The sequence below is a fragment of the Rhabdobacter roseus genome (assembly GCF_014202275.1).
In the GTDB taxonomy this organism is placed as follows: domain Bacteria; phylum Bacteroidota; class Bacteroidia; order Cytophagales; family Spirosomataceae; genus Rhabdobacter; species Rhabdobacter roseus.
On the sequence record NZ_JACHGF010000003.1, the window covers coordinates 169,217 to 186,738 of the forward strand.

Consider the following 17,522-nt stretch of genomic DNA (forward strand, 5'->3'; position numbering starts at 1 on the left):
AGTAAGCTGAATTTAAAGAAATTAAAAACCGAATTTAACCCCAAACGTGATCGTCTTGGCCGAAGGGTAGGCGCCTACGTCGACGCCTTGGCGCAGATCGCCGCCGCCCACCGAATCCACCTCGGGATCGTAGCCTGTGTAGCTGGTCCAGGTGAGGAGGTTTTGTCCGCTCACGTACACCCGGGCCGAGCGGAACCACTTGATCGAGGTCGGTAGGGTGTAGCCCAGCTGAATGTTGCGCAGCCGGAAGTAGGACGCATCCTCAAAGAACCGATCCGACACGAGCGGATTTACGTTGGAAAGCCGGGGGTACTTGGCGTTCAGGTTGGGGTTTTCGGGCGTCCAGCGGTCTTTTACTTCGGCCAGTTGGTTGGCGTTCCGGGCAAAGGCATCGCCGATGCTGTACTTGTTGGCGTTGAAAACCGTGGCGCCTTCCAGCCCCTGCAAGAGCACATTCAGGTCAAAGGGACCGAAGGTGAGCTGGGACGTAATGCCGTAGATAAAGTCCGGATTGGGCTTACCCAGGATGGTGCGGTCGGCAGTATTGATTACGCCGTCGCCGTTCAAATCCTTGTAGCGCAGGTCGCCCGCCTTGGCGTTGGGCATGATGCTCCCCGCCGCCTGGTTGGTTTCCCACAGGCCGTCCGATACGTAGCCGTAAAAAGCCGCCAGTGGCTCTCCTTCCCGCACGACGTTTACGGGTAGATCTACGGGCGAGGAGATGTTAGGCGCAAAGAATTGTCCGCCTTCCACGGCCACGCTCACTACCTCGTTTTTGTTGGTCGAGAAATTGACGCCCATATTCCAGCGCAGCCGCTCTTTGTTGAGTACCGTGGCGTCCACGGCTACCTCAAAGCCCTGGTTGCGAATGGAGCCGGAATTGAACAGGATGCTGGCATAGCCCGAGGAAATCGCAACGGGCACGGAGGTGAGCAGGTCGGTGGTGTTTTTTACGTAGTAGTCCAGATTCACGTTGACACGGCCGCTCCAGAGGCCGATGTCCAGCCCGGCGTCGTACTGCGCCGTGGTTTCCCACTTCAGGTTGGCGTTGGGCATGGAAGTTTGAGCGTAGCCAATGACACGCCCTTGATTGGCCCCAAAAATAGCCGCTACGGAACCCAACCGCGCCAGTGAGTTGTAGTTCCCGATTTCCTGGTTGCCCGTCACGCCCACGCTGGTGCGTACTTTTAGTTCGCTCAGCCAGTCTACCTGCTTCAGGAACGCCTCCTCCGACAAGCGCCAGGCCAGCGCGGCCGACGGGAAGAAGCCCCACTTGTTGCCCGTGCCGAAGCGCGAGGAGCCATCGGCCCGGGCCGAAACGGTGAGCAGGTACTTGTCGTTGAATACGTAGTTGACACGTCCCAGCCACGAAAGCAGCGTGTTGAGGCTGCGGCTGGAAGTCGGGGCTCCCAGGGTACTTCCCGCGCCCAGGTTGTCGGTACCGAAAATATCCAGGGCAAAATTTTGCGAATTGGCCGAGAAAGAACTAGCCATCGTCTCCTGCCAGGTAAAACCGCCCACGGCGTTCAGGCTGTGGTTGTTAAATTGTTTGCGGTAGGAAAGAATATTTTCGTTCAGGTAGGTGGAGTTATCGCTCCCCGTGATGGTGGCGTTGCCGGTAGAACCGGGCAGCAGCCGCGACAGGTACCTATCGCGGCGGTTCACGGTGTAGTCCAGCCCCAGCCGCACGCTGAACGTTAGGTCGGGCAGGATGGAATAGGTCAGGTTGGTATTTCCCAAAAACCGGTTCGCGACCAATCCGTTTGAGAAGCCCTCGGCCAGCACCACCGGGTTGTTCCAGGCGGGGTCGGCCGTGGGTACGGTGCCGATGTTGAAGTAACTCCCGTCGGGGTTGGTGATGGGCGCCACGGGCGGTGCTACCAGCGCACTGTACACAATTCCGTTGGTGAAGTTGATGCTGGTGCGGGCCTGGTCGGTCATGGCGCGCGAGGCTGTAATGTTGGTACTGAGGCTCAATTTAGAACTGAGCTGGTTGTCCAGGTTGAGCCGCACCGAGCCCCGCTGAAAGCTTGACCCCTCCACAATGCCCTGCTGGTCGAACCAGTTGCCCGAGATGCTGTACCGGCTGCTTTCCGAGCCGCCCGAAAAAGTCAGGGTGTAGTTGCTGATCGGGGCCGGACGAAAAATGGCGTCCTGCCAGTCGGTGTCGGCCGTCCAGCGGCTAAAATCGGGATAAGGTACATTGCCGCCAATGTTGCGGGCCCGCTCGTTGGTGAGCTCCATGTACTCCTGGGCGTTCAGCATCGGGATTTTGCGCCGTACGGTCTGCTGGCCGTAGTAGGCCTCAAACTCAACGCGCCCCGCGCCTACCTGCCCGCGCCGGGTGGTAATGATCACCACGCCGTTGGCCCCGCGCGAGCCGTAAATGGCCGTAGCCGAGGCATCCTTAAGTACCTCGATGGAGGTAATGTCGTTGGGATTGATGGCCGACATGGGATTGATCGGCTGGCTTTGGCCGTCGTTGGTCCCAATGTTGTTGTACACCGGGAAACCGTCGATAACGTACAAAGGCTCGCTGCCTCCGCGTACCGAGTTACCGCCGCGTACCCGGATGCTCAACGAGCCGCCCGGTGAGGAGTTGCCCTGAATCACCTGTACGCCCGACAGCCGCCCTTGCAGGGCCTGCTCGGCCGACGTAATGGGCATCTCTTTGATAGCCTCCGCCGATACTGACACGATGGAGCCGGTCAGGTCGCGGCGGCGCTGGGTACCATACCCTACTACTACTACTTCCGAAAGCTCATTGGGATCGGCCGCCAGAGCCACGTTAATTTCGGTACGCCGGTTGATCGGTACGTTTTGGGCCAGGTAACCAATAAAACTCACCGTCAGGGTACCTTCGGCGGGAGCCGAGAGGGTATAGCGGCCGTTAGCGTCGGTGGTAGTACCTTGGGTGGTGGAGCCCACTACTACCGTAGCCCCGGCCAGCGGCTGGCCGTCTGCCCGGCCCGTCACGATGCCACTGATGGTCAGATTGCCCGGCGTTTGGGCGTAAGCCGACGACACGAAAAGCCCCAGCAATAGCAGGTACTTGCCGGGAATTTTAATTAAAAAATGCAACATACAGTAGTCGTTAAAGTGGGTATAGGAATAGTTTATAGGGGCAATACTAATATAACATTTCTTATAAAAAAATAAACAAAATTATGCAAGCGATTGCGTTATCGGTTGCGGTTAAAAATAAATTTAAGTAGCTTTGAAAAATTGAATGGCTACCCCTACTCCAGATTCTTTATGCCCCGTCTAGCCCGAAATCGGCGCACCAGTGTAACGATTTATGACATTGCCGAAAAGCTATCTATTTCCGCCTCCACCGTGTCCCGGGCGCTCCGGGGCCACCCGGACATCCGCCAGGAAACCATAGAGGCGGTTAAAGCAATGGCCAAGAAGCTGAACTACCAGCCCAACACCATGGCTCAGAACCTCCGGGAGCGCCGGACGAAAATGATCGGCCTGGTGCTGCCCGAAATCCAATCCTCGTTTTACGCGTCGGTCCTGAACGGCATCGAGGAAGTGGCGTTTCAGAAAGGGTACCAGGTAATGGTTTGTAAATCGGGCGAAAACTACCAGCGGGAATTGGTGCAGGTCTACGCGTTGTCGAATCTGGTAGACGGGATGCTGGTCTGCCTCTCGGAGCAAACGCAGAAAACGGATCACTTCCGGCACCTCAAGCAGCAAGGTACCCCCTGCGTGTTTTTTGACCGGGCCCCTGAAAACGTAGCGGGGCACCGGGTTCTTTTTGAGGACGAAGCGCTGGGTTTTGCCCTGACCGAAAATCTGATCAAAGCGGGCTTCCGGCACATTGCCCACCTCACCGGCCCCAACTACCTGAAAGCCTGCAAGGACCGGCTGGCAGGGTATCAAAAAGCCCTGCAACAGTACGGCCTCCCGGACCAACCGGAGCTGGTACTTTCGGTGGGGTTTGGGTACCAGGACGGCCGCCTGGGTTTTCAGAAACTCATGAAACTGAGCCCCCGCCCCGACGCCATTTTTGCGGGCAGCGACCCCATCGCTACGGCTGTGGTAGTGGAAGCGCGCCGGGCGGGTATTTCGATTCCGCAGGAGCTCGGTCTGGCGACCTTTGGCAGCGACCCCATGCACACCCTCCTGGACCCACCCGTGACGGGCCTGAATCCCAAGGGCTTTGAGATGGGCAGTACCGCCGCGCAGCTCTGCATTCAGGAAATCGAAAAAACCGGCAAAAGTACCCGCTACAAAACCGAGTACCTGAAGTGCGACATCGCCGTGCGGCGGTCGAGCGTGAAGCTAAGCGGCGACGAACAGCTCATCGCCTCCTATAGTCGCTACCTCAAAAGCGATACGCACGGCGACGAGCTGGTGTATATTTATTAATACGTGAAGTAGCTTGGTAAAATACCTGTTGGCTTTCCCTTCTATGCGAATAAAAATAAAACGTTATAAGCCTGGCCTATTTTCATGCATTTTTACAATACTGAGGCCATGGCAGCGGTGTAATAATTAGCAGCGTAAGTTGCCAGCAAAATCAATAATAGATCCTGTGATTTATTATCGTATAAAACGCTATAGTTATAATTAAAGGTGATCCAATTAAAATCCGGATTTAATAGCAGTATCTGTTGCTGATCTTCGTCTTCAAGCACAAACTTATCCCGGAAAGAGCCGGTGGCTTTCACTATAAATTTTTGCCCATTTTCAAATAAAATTGTGATATTTCCCTTCCAATTCATTTCCAAAGTTGAAATCTCCGCACCATTTTTAGTCACCGAAATAGATGTGCTTAAAATCCCTAGGGGTATAATTTTATAATTGTCCTCCCCTACTAAAATAGTGGCTTTAGAGGAAAGCAAACCATCATAGATAATATACCCTAGATTCCCTGAACTATCCAAGAGTTCAAATGTTTTATTGTCGATGCAACGAATTTCCATGATCGTGATTTTTAAGTAATTGATTAACTGAATATTGGATTGGTTACTACTCTATCGCTTTAAATTTGGCAACGCTAAAAAATCTCAACGAGTAGCGTTCACTGGTTTCGTACTAACGCTGAGGCAGTTTTATACTTCCTGTTTCAGCTTTTCCATCTCGGCAATTGTTGCCTCCAATTTGTCAAATACACGTCCATACATCAAACGTACTTCCCATTGGCAGATTTTATCTGAAAAATAGAACACCAAGAGTGTTGTTACTCCCCCAATGATTAGAGCAAACAAGGGAGTATTACCAACAAACAGCAAGTTTGGGAGTTTTTGATGTATTTTCATGGTTAGCCCTTCCTTATTCCATGCAGACCATATAGTGCTCATGGCAATTAGAAAATAGAGCGGATAAGAAAAACGTAGTATTTTCTCACTTCTCAAAAGAACATCTTTAAGCCATCGGTCCAACGACCTGAGATAATCAAGACTGGTTGTTCCCTGATCCAAGGTTTTGACGCTATTCATTTGTCGCTTGTTGTACCAGGCCGTAAGAAGGAGCAGTACAGAGGCAGCAAGCCCTTCCCAAAGAGCATCCAGGAAATAATATACAATGGGGAAGAAAAAGGCCGAAATGATAATAATAAGCAAGTTGATCCTGAACATCCTTTGCACTTTGTCAACGAGGTGCTTCGATTTTTGGTTGTACAAATCATTAATTTTTGGGGCACCCAAGCTCTTTTCATTCAGAAAGCCTTCTTTCCAAATGGCTTCAATTGATTTTTCCATGAAGTATTTTTTTTAAACGTTCTTTAATTCTGCTCACACGGACAGCTATATTATTCGCATTGGTATCAAGGATGTCGGCCATTTCCTGGTAAGACTTTTCTTCCAGATAGAGCAGAATCAAGGCCCTGTCAACTTCTGATAACAGCCTGATGGCAACGTACAACTGGTTCAGATGCTCGTCTTCAAAGGCTCTGTTTTCAATGGTTAGCACATCGGGTAAAACATCCGAAGTGAAATACGTTTTTCCATTATTTTTCTTTTTTTTGAGCAGCGTCAGGCACACATTCAGCGAAATGCGGTAAACCCACGTGGACCAATTGCATTGCTCGCGAAAATTATCCTTGCTCCTCCAGATTTGTAGGCAAACTTCCTGGTAGTAATCCTCAAAATCTTCCTGCGAATGGGTATAGGCTCTGCAGATCTTGATAATGATGGCAGCAAAGGGCAAAATCGATGTCTGATAAAAATCTGTACTCACTTTGTTGGCTTTATTACCCAGCTAGAAATTTCCCCAAGCACGAAGGGACCGATTGTTTGCTCGATGGTAGCGTATTCGTCCATGGCCCCCGTTTTACAGGTTTGGAATAAATGATTCATGTTCGAAAATTCTTTGATCGTTACCTTGTCGTTACCGGCTTGTCTGATGGCTTTCTCGATGACTACCAAGTTTTCCGGTGCTACCTGCACATCTTTTGCTCCATTGAGTGCAAGCACGGGGCATTTTACACGCTTCAATGAAATTACGGGATCATACCTAAAGAAGTATTTTATCCAGGGTTTTCTGAATTGCGAAATATGCATGACAATGAATTCTTCTTTATCCATTCCCAGAAGGATACTTTTATTAGTTGGTATCACATCATTCAGATATTCTTTCTGCCTGTTTAAGCGTTATCTCACTGCCGGGAACACCAGGTGCCGCTAGCAGTACCATGAATGCTACTTCGGTATCGGCAGCCACCAGAGGAGGGATCAATCCTCCCTCGCTGTGTCCGACCAGCCCAATGCGGCTTTTGTCAATCTCCTTCCTTGTTTTGAGATAGGCGATGGCGGCTCTCCCATCATTGGCGAAATTGGCGGAAATAGCTCTCCCATGGTTTCCGGTTGATTGAGCAAAGCCCCGGTCATCATAACGAAGGACAGCTACGCCGTTTTTTGTCAAGTGATCGGCCAGTACCAGGAACGGCTTATGGGTCATAAATTCTTCATCCCTGGTCTGAGGCCCGGATCCGGTGAGCAAAATAGTCGCAGGAAATTTTTTCTTGCCCTCAGGCAAAGTCAGGGTTCCTGCCTACGTTGAATCTTCTCGGGAGATATGAAATAACATCCTGAGCTCCATTCCCTGCACGTTAAGTATTCCATTCCATTTTCCTGTGATGTCCTGCGCTTGCGTAAGGCAAGGAATCAACACGATAAGTAAGCGTAATTTCTTCATCTTTCTGTTCTTTTCCTTAGTTAGTGGCTAAATGAAAAGAACATTACACCCCTCTGATTTTTTTTATAGGTGGGGACTTTTCTCTAATACTAGACGAAGCCTTAGTAGTAGGAAGGCAAGAACTAATATTAAAGCGTGAATTCGCGTGTATAGTGTCTACTAGCTCTGAGCTTTCGAAGCGTCCGAATCATTACAGCTCAATTCACGAGTTATTGAGGGATTACTAGGTTTGTAAAGTACCATATAGTGTTTCCCTCCTCTGAATTCAAAGGGGCTCATTTACAATCAATCCGGAAGAGTTTACGAACTAACTTACGGATCTATAATAAGGTACCTTGGGTTTGCTGCGTTTAGTCGCCGCTATTTTTTAAGGGGAGTAAAGCGAAGCGTTTCGCCCGGCTCGGTTTCGATCATCAGTACCCGGCCCGAAACTCGCTCTACTTTACGTCCCCGGTGCAGGCGGGCACCAGTCGGCCACGGCGTGTAGACCTTGAGCAAGCCCCCCTTTTCACTGAAAACCTCAAAAAAAGTGATTCGCCCGTCCCGTTTTTCGGCGCTTACCAAAAAGGCTCCCATGGTGCGCAGCGTGGCAAACTGGGCGATTCCCTGGTCGGGCCAGTTGGGAAAGAGGCGTAGCGTATCGGTATAGCTTTGCAACATACACTCGTTGATGACGGCGGGCAAAGCAAAATTCTCGAACCAGATTCCCATTTTATCGTGAAAGTCAAAGGCAGTCTCGTCGTGCAGGCGTCCGCCTACCTGGAGGGTCCGGTCGGTGGCGGTACCATTGGGGAGTAGGCAGTAGGCCACGTGCCGCTTAAAGGCTTCCAGGTCCAGCGCTCCCAGGCGGGCGGCTTGCAGGGAATGAAAGACCAGGTCGTTGGCACCCTCGATGGCACTGTGGTGAAGTGTATTGCGCAGCAAAGCCAGGGTATCGGGCGCAGAGTGCAGCCCGTGCTCATCGCCGGGAAAGGACGTCATGAGCGGTACGGGTACGTTATAGACCATGTCGGGATGCTCGCCCGGTACCGAAACGAATACCTCCTTTCCTGTTTTCGTGCGGGCCGTGGGGTACTTTGGGAAATGAGTCAAAATGGTTTCGACGTCCCGCAACAGCGCCCGTTCTTGCCCCTCCGTCCCAAGGACCCGGGTGGCTTCCCGAAACGCCTGAAAGAGGTACTTGGTGAGGGTGAGGTCAGCCAGGCAGTCGTAGTTGTAGGCAAAACCGGGACGCAGGCCGTAGAGCTCGGGCGGTACCGTCGGGAAAATGTGGTAAGCGTCGTCGTTCCAGCGGGGAGGGCCGGAGGCTTCGGGACGCTTCATGTAGTCGACCAAAAACCGAACCGCCTGCTGCATGGGTATGTAGGCGCGCTCCTGCAGAAAGGTCGTGTCCATGGAATAGCGGTAATGCCACCACAGGCTCTGCACGGTCCAGGGCGTTTCGCTGATCTCCCATCCCCAGGTGGGTACGGGGTAGGGATTCGTCGTCATGTCAACGGGATAAGCGCTGTGAAAAAAGTAGGCTCCCCGCAGGCCGTAGTATTCTTTGGCCCACTGCTGACAGACAGGCAGCAGGTTGTTGACCAGCTCCACGTAGGGTAGATTCTGTTCCAGGTGATTGCTCGAAAACGTGACCCAAAACGGCTGCTGGGTGTTGTAGTTGAAGTGGTAGTCGCCGTGCCAGGAGGTACCTATGTCTTGGTAGGACCAATTGGCAAACAAACCCGGACAAGTGACGCCCTCGCGCACGGCGCAGTGCATGAAGTAGAGATTGCGGTACCAGATTTGTTCCAGAAACGAATCCGATAACTGTACGCCCGAACGCGCCCAGTAGTCTTGCCAGTGCCGTCGGTTTTGCTGGTAGGTACTTTGGTATTGATCGTGGCTGGGCGGTGCGTCAGGCCAGGTACCTGTCGTTGCCAGCTCAGCGGCCAGTCCTTCCCGCAAATCCACGTAACCTACCAGGTTTCCTTCCGCTTCAAGAGTATTCTCCAAACGGCCCATCGGTTGCCAGCGCCCTTCCCAATTCGGGCGCGCTTTGGTACCCAGCGTCGAATTGACCCGGACTGTCAGGGCAAAGGCGCGGTCACGCGGGTGGCCCCGCTGCGGATCGTACTGCTCAGGTACTTGATAAGGCAGGGTTTGCTGAAAAGAAAGTACCCCGGCGGCTGTGTCGGTCTGTACCTGGTAGCGGGGGAATTCTTTTGGAGTAGAAGGATCAGGCAATACGCGTAGCCGATTGAACAGTTTTTTAGTCAATGGCTGGTCCTTGGCGTCTATCACCCGCATCCAGAGGCGGTCGCGGGTGCGGTCTACGAAAAGCTGTAGGGTGGCTGACTCTTTTTCTTCCTTAAACAGAAACTGGACCTCGCACAGCCCATCCTGCACCGACAACGTGTGCCCCAGCAGCTCTACCTCCCGGCGATCGAAGCCCAGCAGTACCGAGCCACAGGGAAAGGGTCGCGGGTACGGCTTGGCGTAATTCTCGCGCGCCATCGTAGCGTACGACTTAAACCAGGGATCTTGAGTTAATGAAGGTAGCGTATCGGGGATTTGGGAAACCCGGTCAAAAATCTCCTGAAAGGTACCTAACTTTTCTTGATTGGCTTCGGCCACCCGGATATCCCACACATTGTTGTGCCCAAACCGGAGCACCACGGCGTCGGGGCGGGTCGTTACGACGACGCCCATGCCCCCATTGCCCAGTACGGCGCCTTCAAAAAAATTAACGGCGGGCTTGGGGTAGGTTAACCCATGTAGTTGGGCACGCTCGAAGGACGAAACGGACTTCTGAGGCCGCTGACCAAGGCACACCAGCGGACCAACAAGGACCAAGAAACCCATCCAGGTACCTAGCCGGGCATACAATCGAATTCTTTGGGGTAAAACGGGCATCTAGGCTTGATTTTAAAATTTACCCATTAGCGGGTTTATACACTACGGGCAGGTACTTAGCCCTACTTCGCCGCTTCGTCCGCGCGCCGAATCGAATAGGTAGCGCCCGCCCGAGCGGCAAACGAAAAGCCGGGTAGCCGGTGCGTATCGTAGCTCGGGCTTATCTGCTCACCCGTTTTGGTATTTACCACCATCACCTTTTGGCCCGGCCAGGGATTCGCGACCCGGCAGGGGGTACTTTGCCGGGCTTTTATTTCCAGGAACGTCACGTCCCCCTTTTGCCGCTCGGCCGACACCTCAAAGCCGCCGCTGGCCAGTAGCTGCCTGAAACTGATCGTAAGATCGTCGGCGACGCAGGGAAAAAGGTGCATCCGGCCGCTGCGGGAGTTGAGCAGCCGCTCGGGCTCCAGCCAGCAGGCGTTGACCTGCGCCTCGGGGGTATCCAGGATGTGGTAGCCTTCCTCGCTTTTTTTCATCGACGCCAGCATCGACTGGTTTTGCCAGCGACCCGTGGTACCTACATAGCGATAGAGCCGGTCTTTGGCCTGACCCAGCAGGTGAAAAACGAAGTACTTGTCCCACACCACCGGGTCATGAAAGCGCGCCGAGCGCAGGGCGATGGCCAGGTCGGCCGGGTCGGAGTCGAGGTTTACTTCGTTGGTCAAGGTCACGGGGGCCATCATGCCGCTGATTTTGGCCAGGCAGCCGATGCTAAGATCTTCTTGCAGCGGGTCGCCCGCCACGGGTATCCAGATGGGCCCGTCCGGGGTAGTTGTTTGAGGATAAGGAGGAAGCTTTTCACTCAATTCCAGCCAGTGCGTCCGCTCGGCTTCGTCTACGTCCAGCAGGGCCGCGGCTTCCGCCGCTCTTCGAAACGCCCAGCGAAACAGGGCGATGGAGGTGGTAGCGTCGCGGTTGTACTTGAACCGGTAGTTGAACACCCACCGCTCCTGCGGAATGGTGGGCTCGATGTGGTAGTACCCGTCGGCCTCCAGCTTCACGAAAGCCGCGTAAAAAACCGCCAGGTCTTTCAGGACCGGATAGACTTGCTCCCGCAGGAGCCGGGTGTCGCCTTCGTACTCCCAGACGTCCCAGAGGTACTTGATCAGCTGCGCGGGCATGTCCATCGAGAGCTCATAGACCACGTGCGAATGCGGGTATTCGTCGGGCTTGATGGGTGGTAGGTACCCGTGACCCACGTACAGCCCCGGCAGGCCAAACACCTCCCGCGCGTTTTTGCGGGCTACCTCGTGCCAATGACCGATCAACTTCACGTAGTAGCTCAACAGTTCGCTACGGTTAGCCACCGACAAAGGCGTAGACATGAAAAGCTCGTTGTAACAGGGCAGGCTGTGCCAGTTGGGGGCGTCTTCTTCCAGCACCGAGTACCCCTTGGCCTGCGCCTCGTGGCGGGTTGGGTCAGGACTGGTGAGGGAGTGGTCGTAGATCCAGCTGTAGAAAAGGCCGGGCATAGCCCGTTTGACATCTTCGACCTGGCCCGTGAAGAGGCGTCCCTGCTCCCTTTTATTGTAAAGCGCGGTGTACCAGGCTTCGTTGGTCTGGATCAAGCCCGGCATCCCCTGCTTTTGGGCGGCCCGTAGCCGCCGCTTGGCCTCCGCCAGCAGATCCTTCGCGTCGTTGGTGGTCACGACGGTGGTATAGGCTGTAAAGTCCTGGTCTTTTTGTTTCTTGAAGGTTGCTACGGCGGCGGCTCCCCGAGCCGCCCGCTCCTTGACGTAGTTGGCCAGTTGACCGTCCGACCGGGGCAGGGTCCGGATGTCGGTGCCGTCTTCGATGGTTTCTACGGTATATTCCGCGCCGTCTATCAGCCCCACCAGCAGGTACTCGAAGCCCTGGGGATAGGTTTTTTCGGCGGGCATTTTCTGTTTGATCCAAAAGAACGTCCCGTCAGTACCACTTTCGGGGGCTTCGAGGCGCTGGTTCCAGGCCGAATCGGCCCGCACGTCGTAGTTCCGGTAGCGGCGGCCCCTCAGCGCGGGCAGGTCGTCCGGGTCGTAGGTGTCGCGGTGGCGGGCCAACCGTAGTTTTAGTTCTTTTTGCAAATTTTGAAAAGTACCCTGCACCGCGATTACATTTTCCTCCATCATGACCAGGTACCTCAAGGTACCCTGCGCCTGGCCCTGCCGTAGCGCCACTTCCGTGAGTCCGTTGTGCAGACGGGTCGTGGCCGCTGGCGAGGGCATATCCGCAAAATCACCGGCCAGCACCGTCACCTGCCCCACGGGCTTGATGCACGGAAAGGGGTACACCCGCCAGGCCGCGTAGGGATCTACCCAGGTACCTTCCGGGGTAGGATAACAAGCCGTACTGAAGCCCAGCGGATCAGGGTTTTTGGCATTGATGGGCGCAAAGTACCCCGCCTTGAGCTCGTCCAGGGTCACGGTTTTTTCCCAACCCTTGCGCCGGTCCCAGACGTCGTTCTTGTTGATGCTCAGCGTAAGCTGGTCAGAAGGCCCCCAGAGCGAAACCGTCATCTTGGGATTGCTCAGATTGGGGGTACCTTCCGACTCCGACATGCCCACCGGCTGCGGATTCGTGGCGCTGAGGGTACTTTGCAGCGTACACGCCCGCGCGACGACGGACAGCGGTTGCTCACGGTCCCACAAGCGGGTTTGCGCGTCACGCTCCTCCCCGGTTTGGATCGGGGTCGAAGGCCGACAAGCCAGCACCCACAGCGTGGGTAGTATCCATACGATTTTTTTCATGATTTGTACAAAAAATGGCTCCCCCGGCGAAGCCCTATCGGCTTGGCTTCGCTCGGTTTTGTAGCCCGTTAAAAAATAGAAAGTACCTTGAACTACCTTCCGGATTGGTACTCGAAGCGCTGCAAGAAAAGTGGCGAAAAACCCTTCTCCTTGTCCACCACGACGCGGTGACTGATGTCCCAGTAGGGCGGTTGCAGGGAGGTATCGTTCTGAAAATGGTCGGAGCGGTATAAGCCTGGTCCCACGGGATGTTCCTCTAGTTTTTCGCGCAGCGCAAAATGGATTCCGTCCGGCGCAAAGTAGATGGCGCGCGGCCCCGAAGCAGTGGCCATCGACGCCACGCCGCCGTTTTCGGGCCATACCATTACTTCGTGGCCCGCGTGAAGGCCGCCGTACTGCTTCTGCTTCACGTAGGGTCCCGTGGGTTTTTCCGCAATGGCCACGCCCATTTGGGTTTGGGCGGTGGTTTTGTTCTGGCCACGGCCCTTGTAGTATAACCAGTACTTGCCGTCCCGCACCAGTAGACTGGCGTCGTCCACCCGGAAGCTGTCGAAGTAGTCGGGCTCGTGAGCCTCGGGTTTCAGGATGGGATTTCCTCCAAATTTCTTCCAGGGCCCCTCAGGTCGGCTGGCTACGGCCACCCCAATAGCCGTGGGCGTGACGCCCTTGGTATAGGGTACGTCAAAGGGTTCGGGCACGGCCGTGTAAAAGAGGTAGTACGTGCCGTCGGCCACCAGGATATTGGGCGTAAATACCCCGTGGCTGTCCCAGGCCCGGCCCTTCCCGCTGGTCAGGCCCACGCCCTGCTCGGTCCACTGGTGACCGTCGGGGGAAGTAGCCCAGGCGATCGCCCCCGGATAGCCCGACGGGTACCCTTCCTGACTTTCCAACACCTTGGTGTACCAGACGTAGTAGGTACTTCCAACCTTGATCACGTCGCTGGGATCGCGGCGGGTCACGCCCGGTTCCAGGCCGAGGGCGGTCGTAAACGTGAAGCGGCTGGTGGCGGAGATAGTAGTACCTAACGTAGCGGGCAGCGGGGTACTTGTACTCGTTAAAGTACCTATTAAAGAAACACTTACTAAAAATACGTTGAAGAATTTCATGCAGGTTTATTATTTTTTCGCGTCTTTCACGAATCAAACGACTCCTCCTTTGCGTGGCTTCTTTTACTTCTTGATTTCGTAGACCCGGACATCGGAGACCCGCTGGTGGGAATCAAAGATTCTGAGTCCAAAGTACCCCTCCCGCAGCGGCTCGGGGTCCTGGTAGGAAAAGAATTCCTTGCCATCCACGTAAAAAGCGGTGGTACCCCCCACCACCGTGATGGTGATCGTGTACCAGTGGTTGGGTTTCAGCAGGTACCTGGGCTCGCTGAGCGAATGGTGAATCACGCGCTCGCCCGTGCCCAGGTACTTCCGAAAGCGCGTCGTCGTATTCTCATTTCCCCCAAACCCCACGTAGTACAGCGACAGGGAATCGTAGTCCGCAAAAGGCCCCCGGCGCGTGAACAGATTCGGGTTGCGCGGGTCGGTGGCCATCCAAAACTGGTTCAGGTCCGACAGGCGGTCGTTGGGACCGCCCGCCATCACCACCTGACGTTTATACTCGATCAGCAGATCTCCCGTCCACTTTCGCTTCAGCCACACGGTAGCCCCACCCGCTACGTCCAGCACCAGCTGCTTTTGCTGGGTCTTGATGGTGGTATTGGGCCGGGGCTCGGCTTCCACCACCCAGTGGCCGAGGCCCGCCTGGAAGGTATCGCGGAAGAGTAGCTTTCCCCGCTCGGGCAGCGGCTGGGCCGCCAAGGCACCTCCCAAAATCAGCAGGAAGCATACACCTGCGCTTCGTAGGTACCTAAGTACCTGGATCAGGCTTTCCATTCATCGGCGTATTGCAGGCACATCAGGCTCATATCCGTGCCCACCGTGTCGCTCTCGGGAAGCTGCTGGGACACCCGTATTGAATTGTGGATGTGCAAACAGTGCGCTTCCGTAAACGAAAAGCCGCCGTCGGGCTTGCGGTGGCGCTTGAGCAAAAAGTCCGCCATGCGCGCCCCCGTAGCGGCCAGGTCGACCCGGCGGTGGCTACCCGCCAGCTGCGCGTTCACCTCCCGAAGTACCCACATGGCGTCCCAATTGATGGTCATCTGACCGTGCAGGTTCTCGGTACCAAAGGAGCCATCGGGCCGTTGCAGCGCCAGCACAAAGTCCAGCGCCCGCTCCGGGTACGGAATGGGCCGCCCCGTGAGCAGGTAGGAAAAGTACACCTTGAAGGCCCCGGCCATGGCGTTGACGGCATCGACGTTTTTCCCCCGCCGCGTGGGCATGCCCGTGGCCGGATCGATGATCTGCTGCTCGTAGGCGGCAAACAGCCGCTCGAAGACCGGATGGTCCGTCCGCTGCTGCTCAGCGGGAAGCTGATCCCAGTACCAGCGCACGGCCCGCGTCACGTGCTCGCCCACCAGCCAGGGGCCCGACCAGTTCAGGCCCAGGATCCACTCCGCCGGATCGACCTTACCCAGGTCCACGAAGGGAGGCTTGCTCTGCAGGCGCAGCGGCGTGGTACCCAGCAGCCGCAGTGCCTTGACGCCCGTCCCGTTCATGTGTACCCAGATGTGCTCCCAACTGTGGGCCTCAAGTACCCGGTCGGCAGGCTGCACCAGCGGGTCCTTGATGTAGCCGTCGGTGGGGTCCTGGGCCTGCTGAAAAAACTGAATGGCCTGCTGCTTTTGGGTAGGACTCAGGGTACTTAGCTCGCCCAGTAGGTCCAGGATCGAGAGGGCCTGGGCCGAGGAGGTCAGGCCGTAGTCGCGCAGCATGTGGGCGTTGTACTTCCAGCGCCCGTAGCCCTCGGCGGGCCAGCGCACCGACTCCAGCCAGGCCAGTACCCCCGGCTTGACCTGCGCCAGGTACCCGCCCGCCGCGGCTTTCTCCGCCAGCGAAGCGCCCGACAAGTACCCCGGCACGGCCAGCAAAGTACCTCCCAGCAACGATGTATGGACAAATTCCCGACGTGTCATGGTATTCATTTGTATCAAATTGGCCAGGTTCATTCTTTACCAGACTTCTCAAACGGCAAGAACTACCTACGCCCGCGGTCCATTATTTTTTTTTAATGACGAATCTCAATACCCCGGATTCTGCTCCAGCTTCGCGCCGATGTTGGCGTCGATGGCTGACTGCGGAATGGGCAAAAACTCGTGCTTCTCCTGAATGCTCGAACTACTGCGGTGGTTGTACTTGCGCACGCGCTCCACCAGCATCCCGAAGCGGGTCAGGGTACGGCGGCGCTGCTCTTCGGTGGTCAGCTCCCGGGCGCGCTCGTCCAGGATGTAGTCCAGCGATAGTTGGTCCGGTGTAGCGGGTTTGGCTTTAGCGCGCGCCCGCACTACGTTGATGTCCTCGGCGGCTTTGACGTTATCGCCTTTGCGTACGTAGGCTTCGGCCCGTAGCAGGTAGGTCTCGGCCAGGCGCATCATGTATTTGTCTTTGATGGTTTGTCCGTTGTTGACGCCTAGCTGCGCGCCGCCCTCCACTTTCCGGAGCATCGGCCCCACGTGCTGCATGGTATCCAGGCCGGGGTAGTAGGTGACGGGCTGCCTGAAGAAAGGCGACGTGGGTGAATTGTAGTACCACACCCGGCGAATGTTGTAGGGCGAGTTGCGCATATCCTTAGAATCGTCTTGCCAGAGGTCGTAAAAAAGGTAGTTGGTACCCCGCACCCAGCCTACCCCGCGCCCCAGGCTGTCGGCCACGACCATGGCTACGGAGCCGTTAGGGGCGCGCGCCGAGGCGTAAAAAGAACCCCAGCCGCGTAAGTCGATGTTACCCACGTTGGCATTGGGGCCCGCCAAGCCGCCGGGCGCCTGAAACTCAAACTGGAGCGCCCAGATCGTCTCACGGTTGCCCGCGCTGCGGTTTTGGTTGCCGTCTTTGAACAAATCGGCGTAGACATCGCCCGGCTGAGTAGCTTGGGTGCCAAAGCGGGTGGTCATCAGGTTAAACTGGCCAGACCCAATCACCGCCGAAGCACTGGCGATGGCTTTGTCGTACTCGCCCAGGCTGATGTACACCTCGGCCAGTAGGTGCTGGGCGGCCGCCTTCACGATGCGCCCCGGCTGCGTGGTCGTTTCGGGCAGCCACTGGGCCGCAAACTCCAGATCCTGCCGGGCAAAGTCGTAGACCTCCTGCCGGGACGCCCGAACAAAATCCAGCTTGGGCTCTTCGTAGATCCGGTCCACAATAGGTACCCCGCCGTAGGTATTGGCCAGGCCGTTGTAAGTATAGGCCCGGAAAAAACGGGCTTCGGCGATGATCGCATTTTTTTCGGCTTCGTTGGCCCACACCGCGGCGGGTCGCTGGGCGTAGTCGATCACGGCATTGGCCCGCACCAGCATGGTTCGGTAGGCCCAGTTCCAGGCCGAACCGGCCAGCCCGGAGTTGGGCGTTACGGTGGCCTCGTAGTTCTTGAAAGCCTGGATGGTTTCGTCGCCAGTCGTGGCCACGTCGGTTCCCAGCTGGAGGTTAAAGCCTCCCGTGGCATTGGCGCTGTTGAATTCGTCGCGGGCGGCCTGGTGAATAGCCGCGATGGCGCTTTCAAAGCCGGCTTTGTTGACCAACGCCCCTTCCGGGCTCAGAAAGGCCAGCGGGGTTTCTTCCAAAAAGGTATCTTGGCAGGCCGTCGTGAGCAGCAAAATAGCCACGCAGCCAATTAGTTTATGCAGGATTGATTTCATGTTCATGTCGGTTTGGTCGT

13 protein-coding genes are annotated in these 17,522 nt (G+C 55.8%); 1 reads left to right on the plus strand and 12 read right to left on the minus strand.

Annotation, left to right across the window (positions count from 1 at the left end; translation table 11 throughout):
• Positions 1-21: 21 nt before the first annotated feature.
• Complete coding sequence (locus tag HNQ92_RS10710; protein WP_184174022.1) at positions 22-3,084, minus strand: SusC/RagA family TonB-linked outer membrane protein; 3,063 nt, start codon at positions 3,082-3,084, stop codon at positions 22-24.
• 171 nt (positions 3,085-3,255) lie between these two features.
• Here HNQ92_RS10710 and HNQ92_RS10715 point away from each other — a divergent pair, with 171 nt between their 5' ends.
• The gene (locus HNQ92_RS10715; RefSeq protein ID WP_184174023.1) at positions 3,256-4,374 is read left to right on the plus strand and encodes a LacI family DNA-binding transcriptional regulator; all 1,119 of its coding nucleotides are present in this window, start codon (positions 3,256-3,258) and stop codon (positions 4,372-4,374) included.
• A gap of 92 nt (positions 4,375-4,466) precedes the next feature.
• Here HNQ92_RS10715 and HNQ92_RS10720 read toward each other — a convergent pair whose 3' ends face one another.
• The 11 genes from HNQ92_RS10720 to HNQ92_RS10765 form a co-directional block, all read right to left on the minus strand.
• The gene (locus HNQ92_RS10720; protein ID WP_184174024.1) at positions 4,467-4,931 is read right to left on the minus strand and encodes a hypothetical protein; all 465 of its coding nucleotides are present in this window, start codon (positions 4,929-4,931) and stop codon (positions 4,467-4,469) included.
• A 129-nt stretch (positions 4,932-5,060) separates the two neighbouring features.
• Positions 5,061-5,708: a hypothetical protein gene (locus HNQ92_RS10725; protein ID WP_184174025.1), complete on the minus strand. Its 648-nt coding sequence runs from the start codon at positions 5,706-5,708 to the stop codon at positions 5,061-5,063.
• Positions 5,692-6,186: a sigma-70 family RNA polymerase sigma factor gene (locus HNQ92_RS10730; protein ID WP_184174026.1), complete on the minus strand. Its 495-nt coding sequence runs from the start codon at positions 6,184-6,186 to the stop codon at positions 5,692-5,694. The genes HNQ92_RS10725 and HNQ92_RS10730 overlap by 17 nt, the downstream gene beginning before the upstream one ends.
• Positions 6,183-6,533: an alpha/beta hydrolase family protein gene (locus tag HNQ92_RS28635; RefSeq protein ID WP_246439978.1), complete on the minus strand. Its 351-nt coding sequence runs from the start codon at positions 6,531-6,533 to the stop codon at positions 6,183-6,185. The genes HNQ92_RS10730 and HNQ92_RS28635 overlap by 4 nt, the downstream gene beginning before the upstream one ends.
• A 34-nt stretch (positions 6,534-6,567) precedes the next feature.
• Positions 6,568-6,984, minus strand: coding sequence for an alpha/beta hydrolase family protein (locus HNQ92_RS28640; RefSeq protein WP_246439980.1), 417 nt, complete (start codon positions 6,982-6,984; stop codon positions 6,568-6,570).
• A gap of 519 nt (positions 6,985-7,503) precedes the next feature.
• On the minus strand, positions 7,504-10,038 hold the full coding sequence (locus tag HNQ92_RS10740; RefSeq protein WP_221307432.1) for a glycosyl hydrolase family 95 catalytic domain-containing protein: 2,535 nt from the start codon (positions 10,036-10,038) through the stop codon (positions 7,504-7,506).
• A 62-nt stretch (positions 10,039-10,100) separates the two neighbouring features.
• Positions 10,101-12,764, minus strand: a complete 2,664-nt coding sequence (locus tag HNQ92_RS10745) for a glycosyl hydrolase family 95 catalytic domain-containing protein (protein WP_184174027.1) — start codon at positions 12,762-12,764, stop codon at positions 10,101-10,103.
• A 92-nt stretch (positions 12,765-12,856) separates the two neighbouring features.
• Complete coding sequence (locus tag HNQ92_RS10750; RefSeq protein ID WP_184174028.1) at positions 12,857-13,870, minus strand: family 43 glycosylhydrolase; 1,014 nt, start codon at positions 13,868-13,870, stop codon at positions 12,857-12,859.
• 63 nt (positions 13,871-13,933) lie between these two features.
• Positions 13,934-14,647, minus strand: a complete 714-nt coding sequence (locus tag HNQ92_RS10755) for a DUF6250 domain-containing protein (RefSeq protein WP_184174029.1) — start codon at positions 14,645-14,647, stop codon at positions 13,934-13,936.
• The gene (locus HNQ92_RS10760) at positions 14,635-15,786 is read right to left on the minus strand and encodes a prenyltransferase/squalene oxidase repeat-containing protein (RefSeq protein WP_184174030.1); all 1,152 of its coding nucleotides are present in this window, start codon (positions 15,784-15,786) and stop codon (positions 14,635-14,637) included. Before HNQ92_RS10760 ends, HNQ92_RS10755 begins: the two co-directional genes overlap by 13 nt.
• Before the next feature lie 105 nt (positions 15,787-15,891).
• Positions 15,892-17,502, minus strand: coding sequence for a RagB/SusD family nutrient uptake outer membrane protein (locus tag HNQ92_RS10765; RefSeq protein WP_184174031.1), 1,611 nt, complete (start codon positions 17,500-17,502; stop codon positions 15,892-15,894).
• Between the last annotated feature and the right edge of the window lie 20 nt (positions 17,503-17,522).

Bases quoted from the DNA above. Each gene is read 5' to 3' on its own strand.
- HNQ92_RS10710 (WP_184174022.1), bottom strand. From the start codon at position 3,084: ATGTTGCATTTTTTAATTAAAATTCCCGGCAAGTACCTGCTATTGCTG.
- HNQ92_RS10755 (WP_184174029.1), bottom strand. From the start codon at position 14,647: ATGGAAAGCCTGATCCAGGTACTTAGGTACCTACGAAGCGCAGGTGTA.
- HNQ92_RS10750 (WP_184174028.1), bottom strand. From the start codon at position 13,870: ATGAAATTCTTCAACGTATTTTTAGTAAGTGTTTCTTTAATAGGTACT.
- HNQ92_RS10745 (WP_184174027.1), bottom strand. From the start codon at position 12,764: ATGAAAAAAATCGTATGGATACTACCCACGCTGTGGGTGCTGGCTTGT.
- HNQ92_RS10720 (WP_184174024.1), bottom strand. From the start codon at position 4,931: ATGGAAATTCGTTGCATCGACAATAAAACATTTGAACTCTTGGATAGT.
- HNQ92_RS10725 (WP_184174025.1), bottom strand. From the start codon at position 5,708: ATGGAAAAATCAATTGAAGCCATTTGGAAAGAAGGCTTTCTGAATGAA.
- HNQ92_RS10760 (WP_184174030.1), bottom strand. From the start codon at position 15,786: ATGACACGTCGGGAATTTGTCCATACATCGTTGCTGGGAGGTACTTTG.
- HNQ92_RS28635 (WP_246439978.1), bottom strand. From the start codon at position 6,533: ATGGATAAAGAAGAATTCATTGTCATGCATATTTCGCAATTCAGAAAA.
- HNQ92_RS10740 (WP_221307432.1), bottom strand. From the start codon at position 10,038: ATGCCCGTTTTACCCCAAAGAATTCGATTGTATGCCCGGCTAGGTACC.
- HNQ92_RS10715 (WP_184174023.1), top strand. From the start codon at position 3,256: ATGCCCCGTCTAGCCCGAAATCGGCGCACCAGTGTAACGATTTATGAC.
- HNQ92_RS10765 (WP_184174031.1), bottom strand. From the start codon at position 17,502: ATGAAATCAATCCTGCATAAACTAATTGGCTGCGTGGCTATTTTGCTG.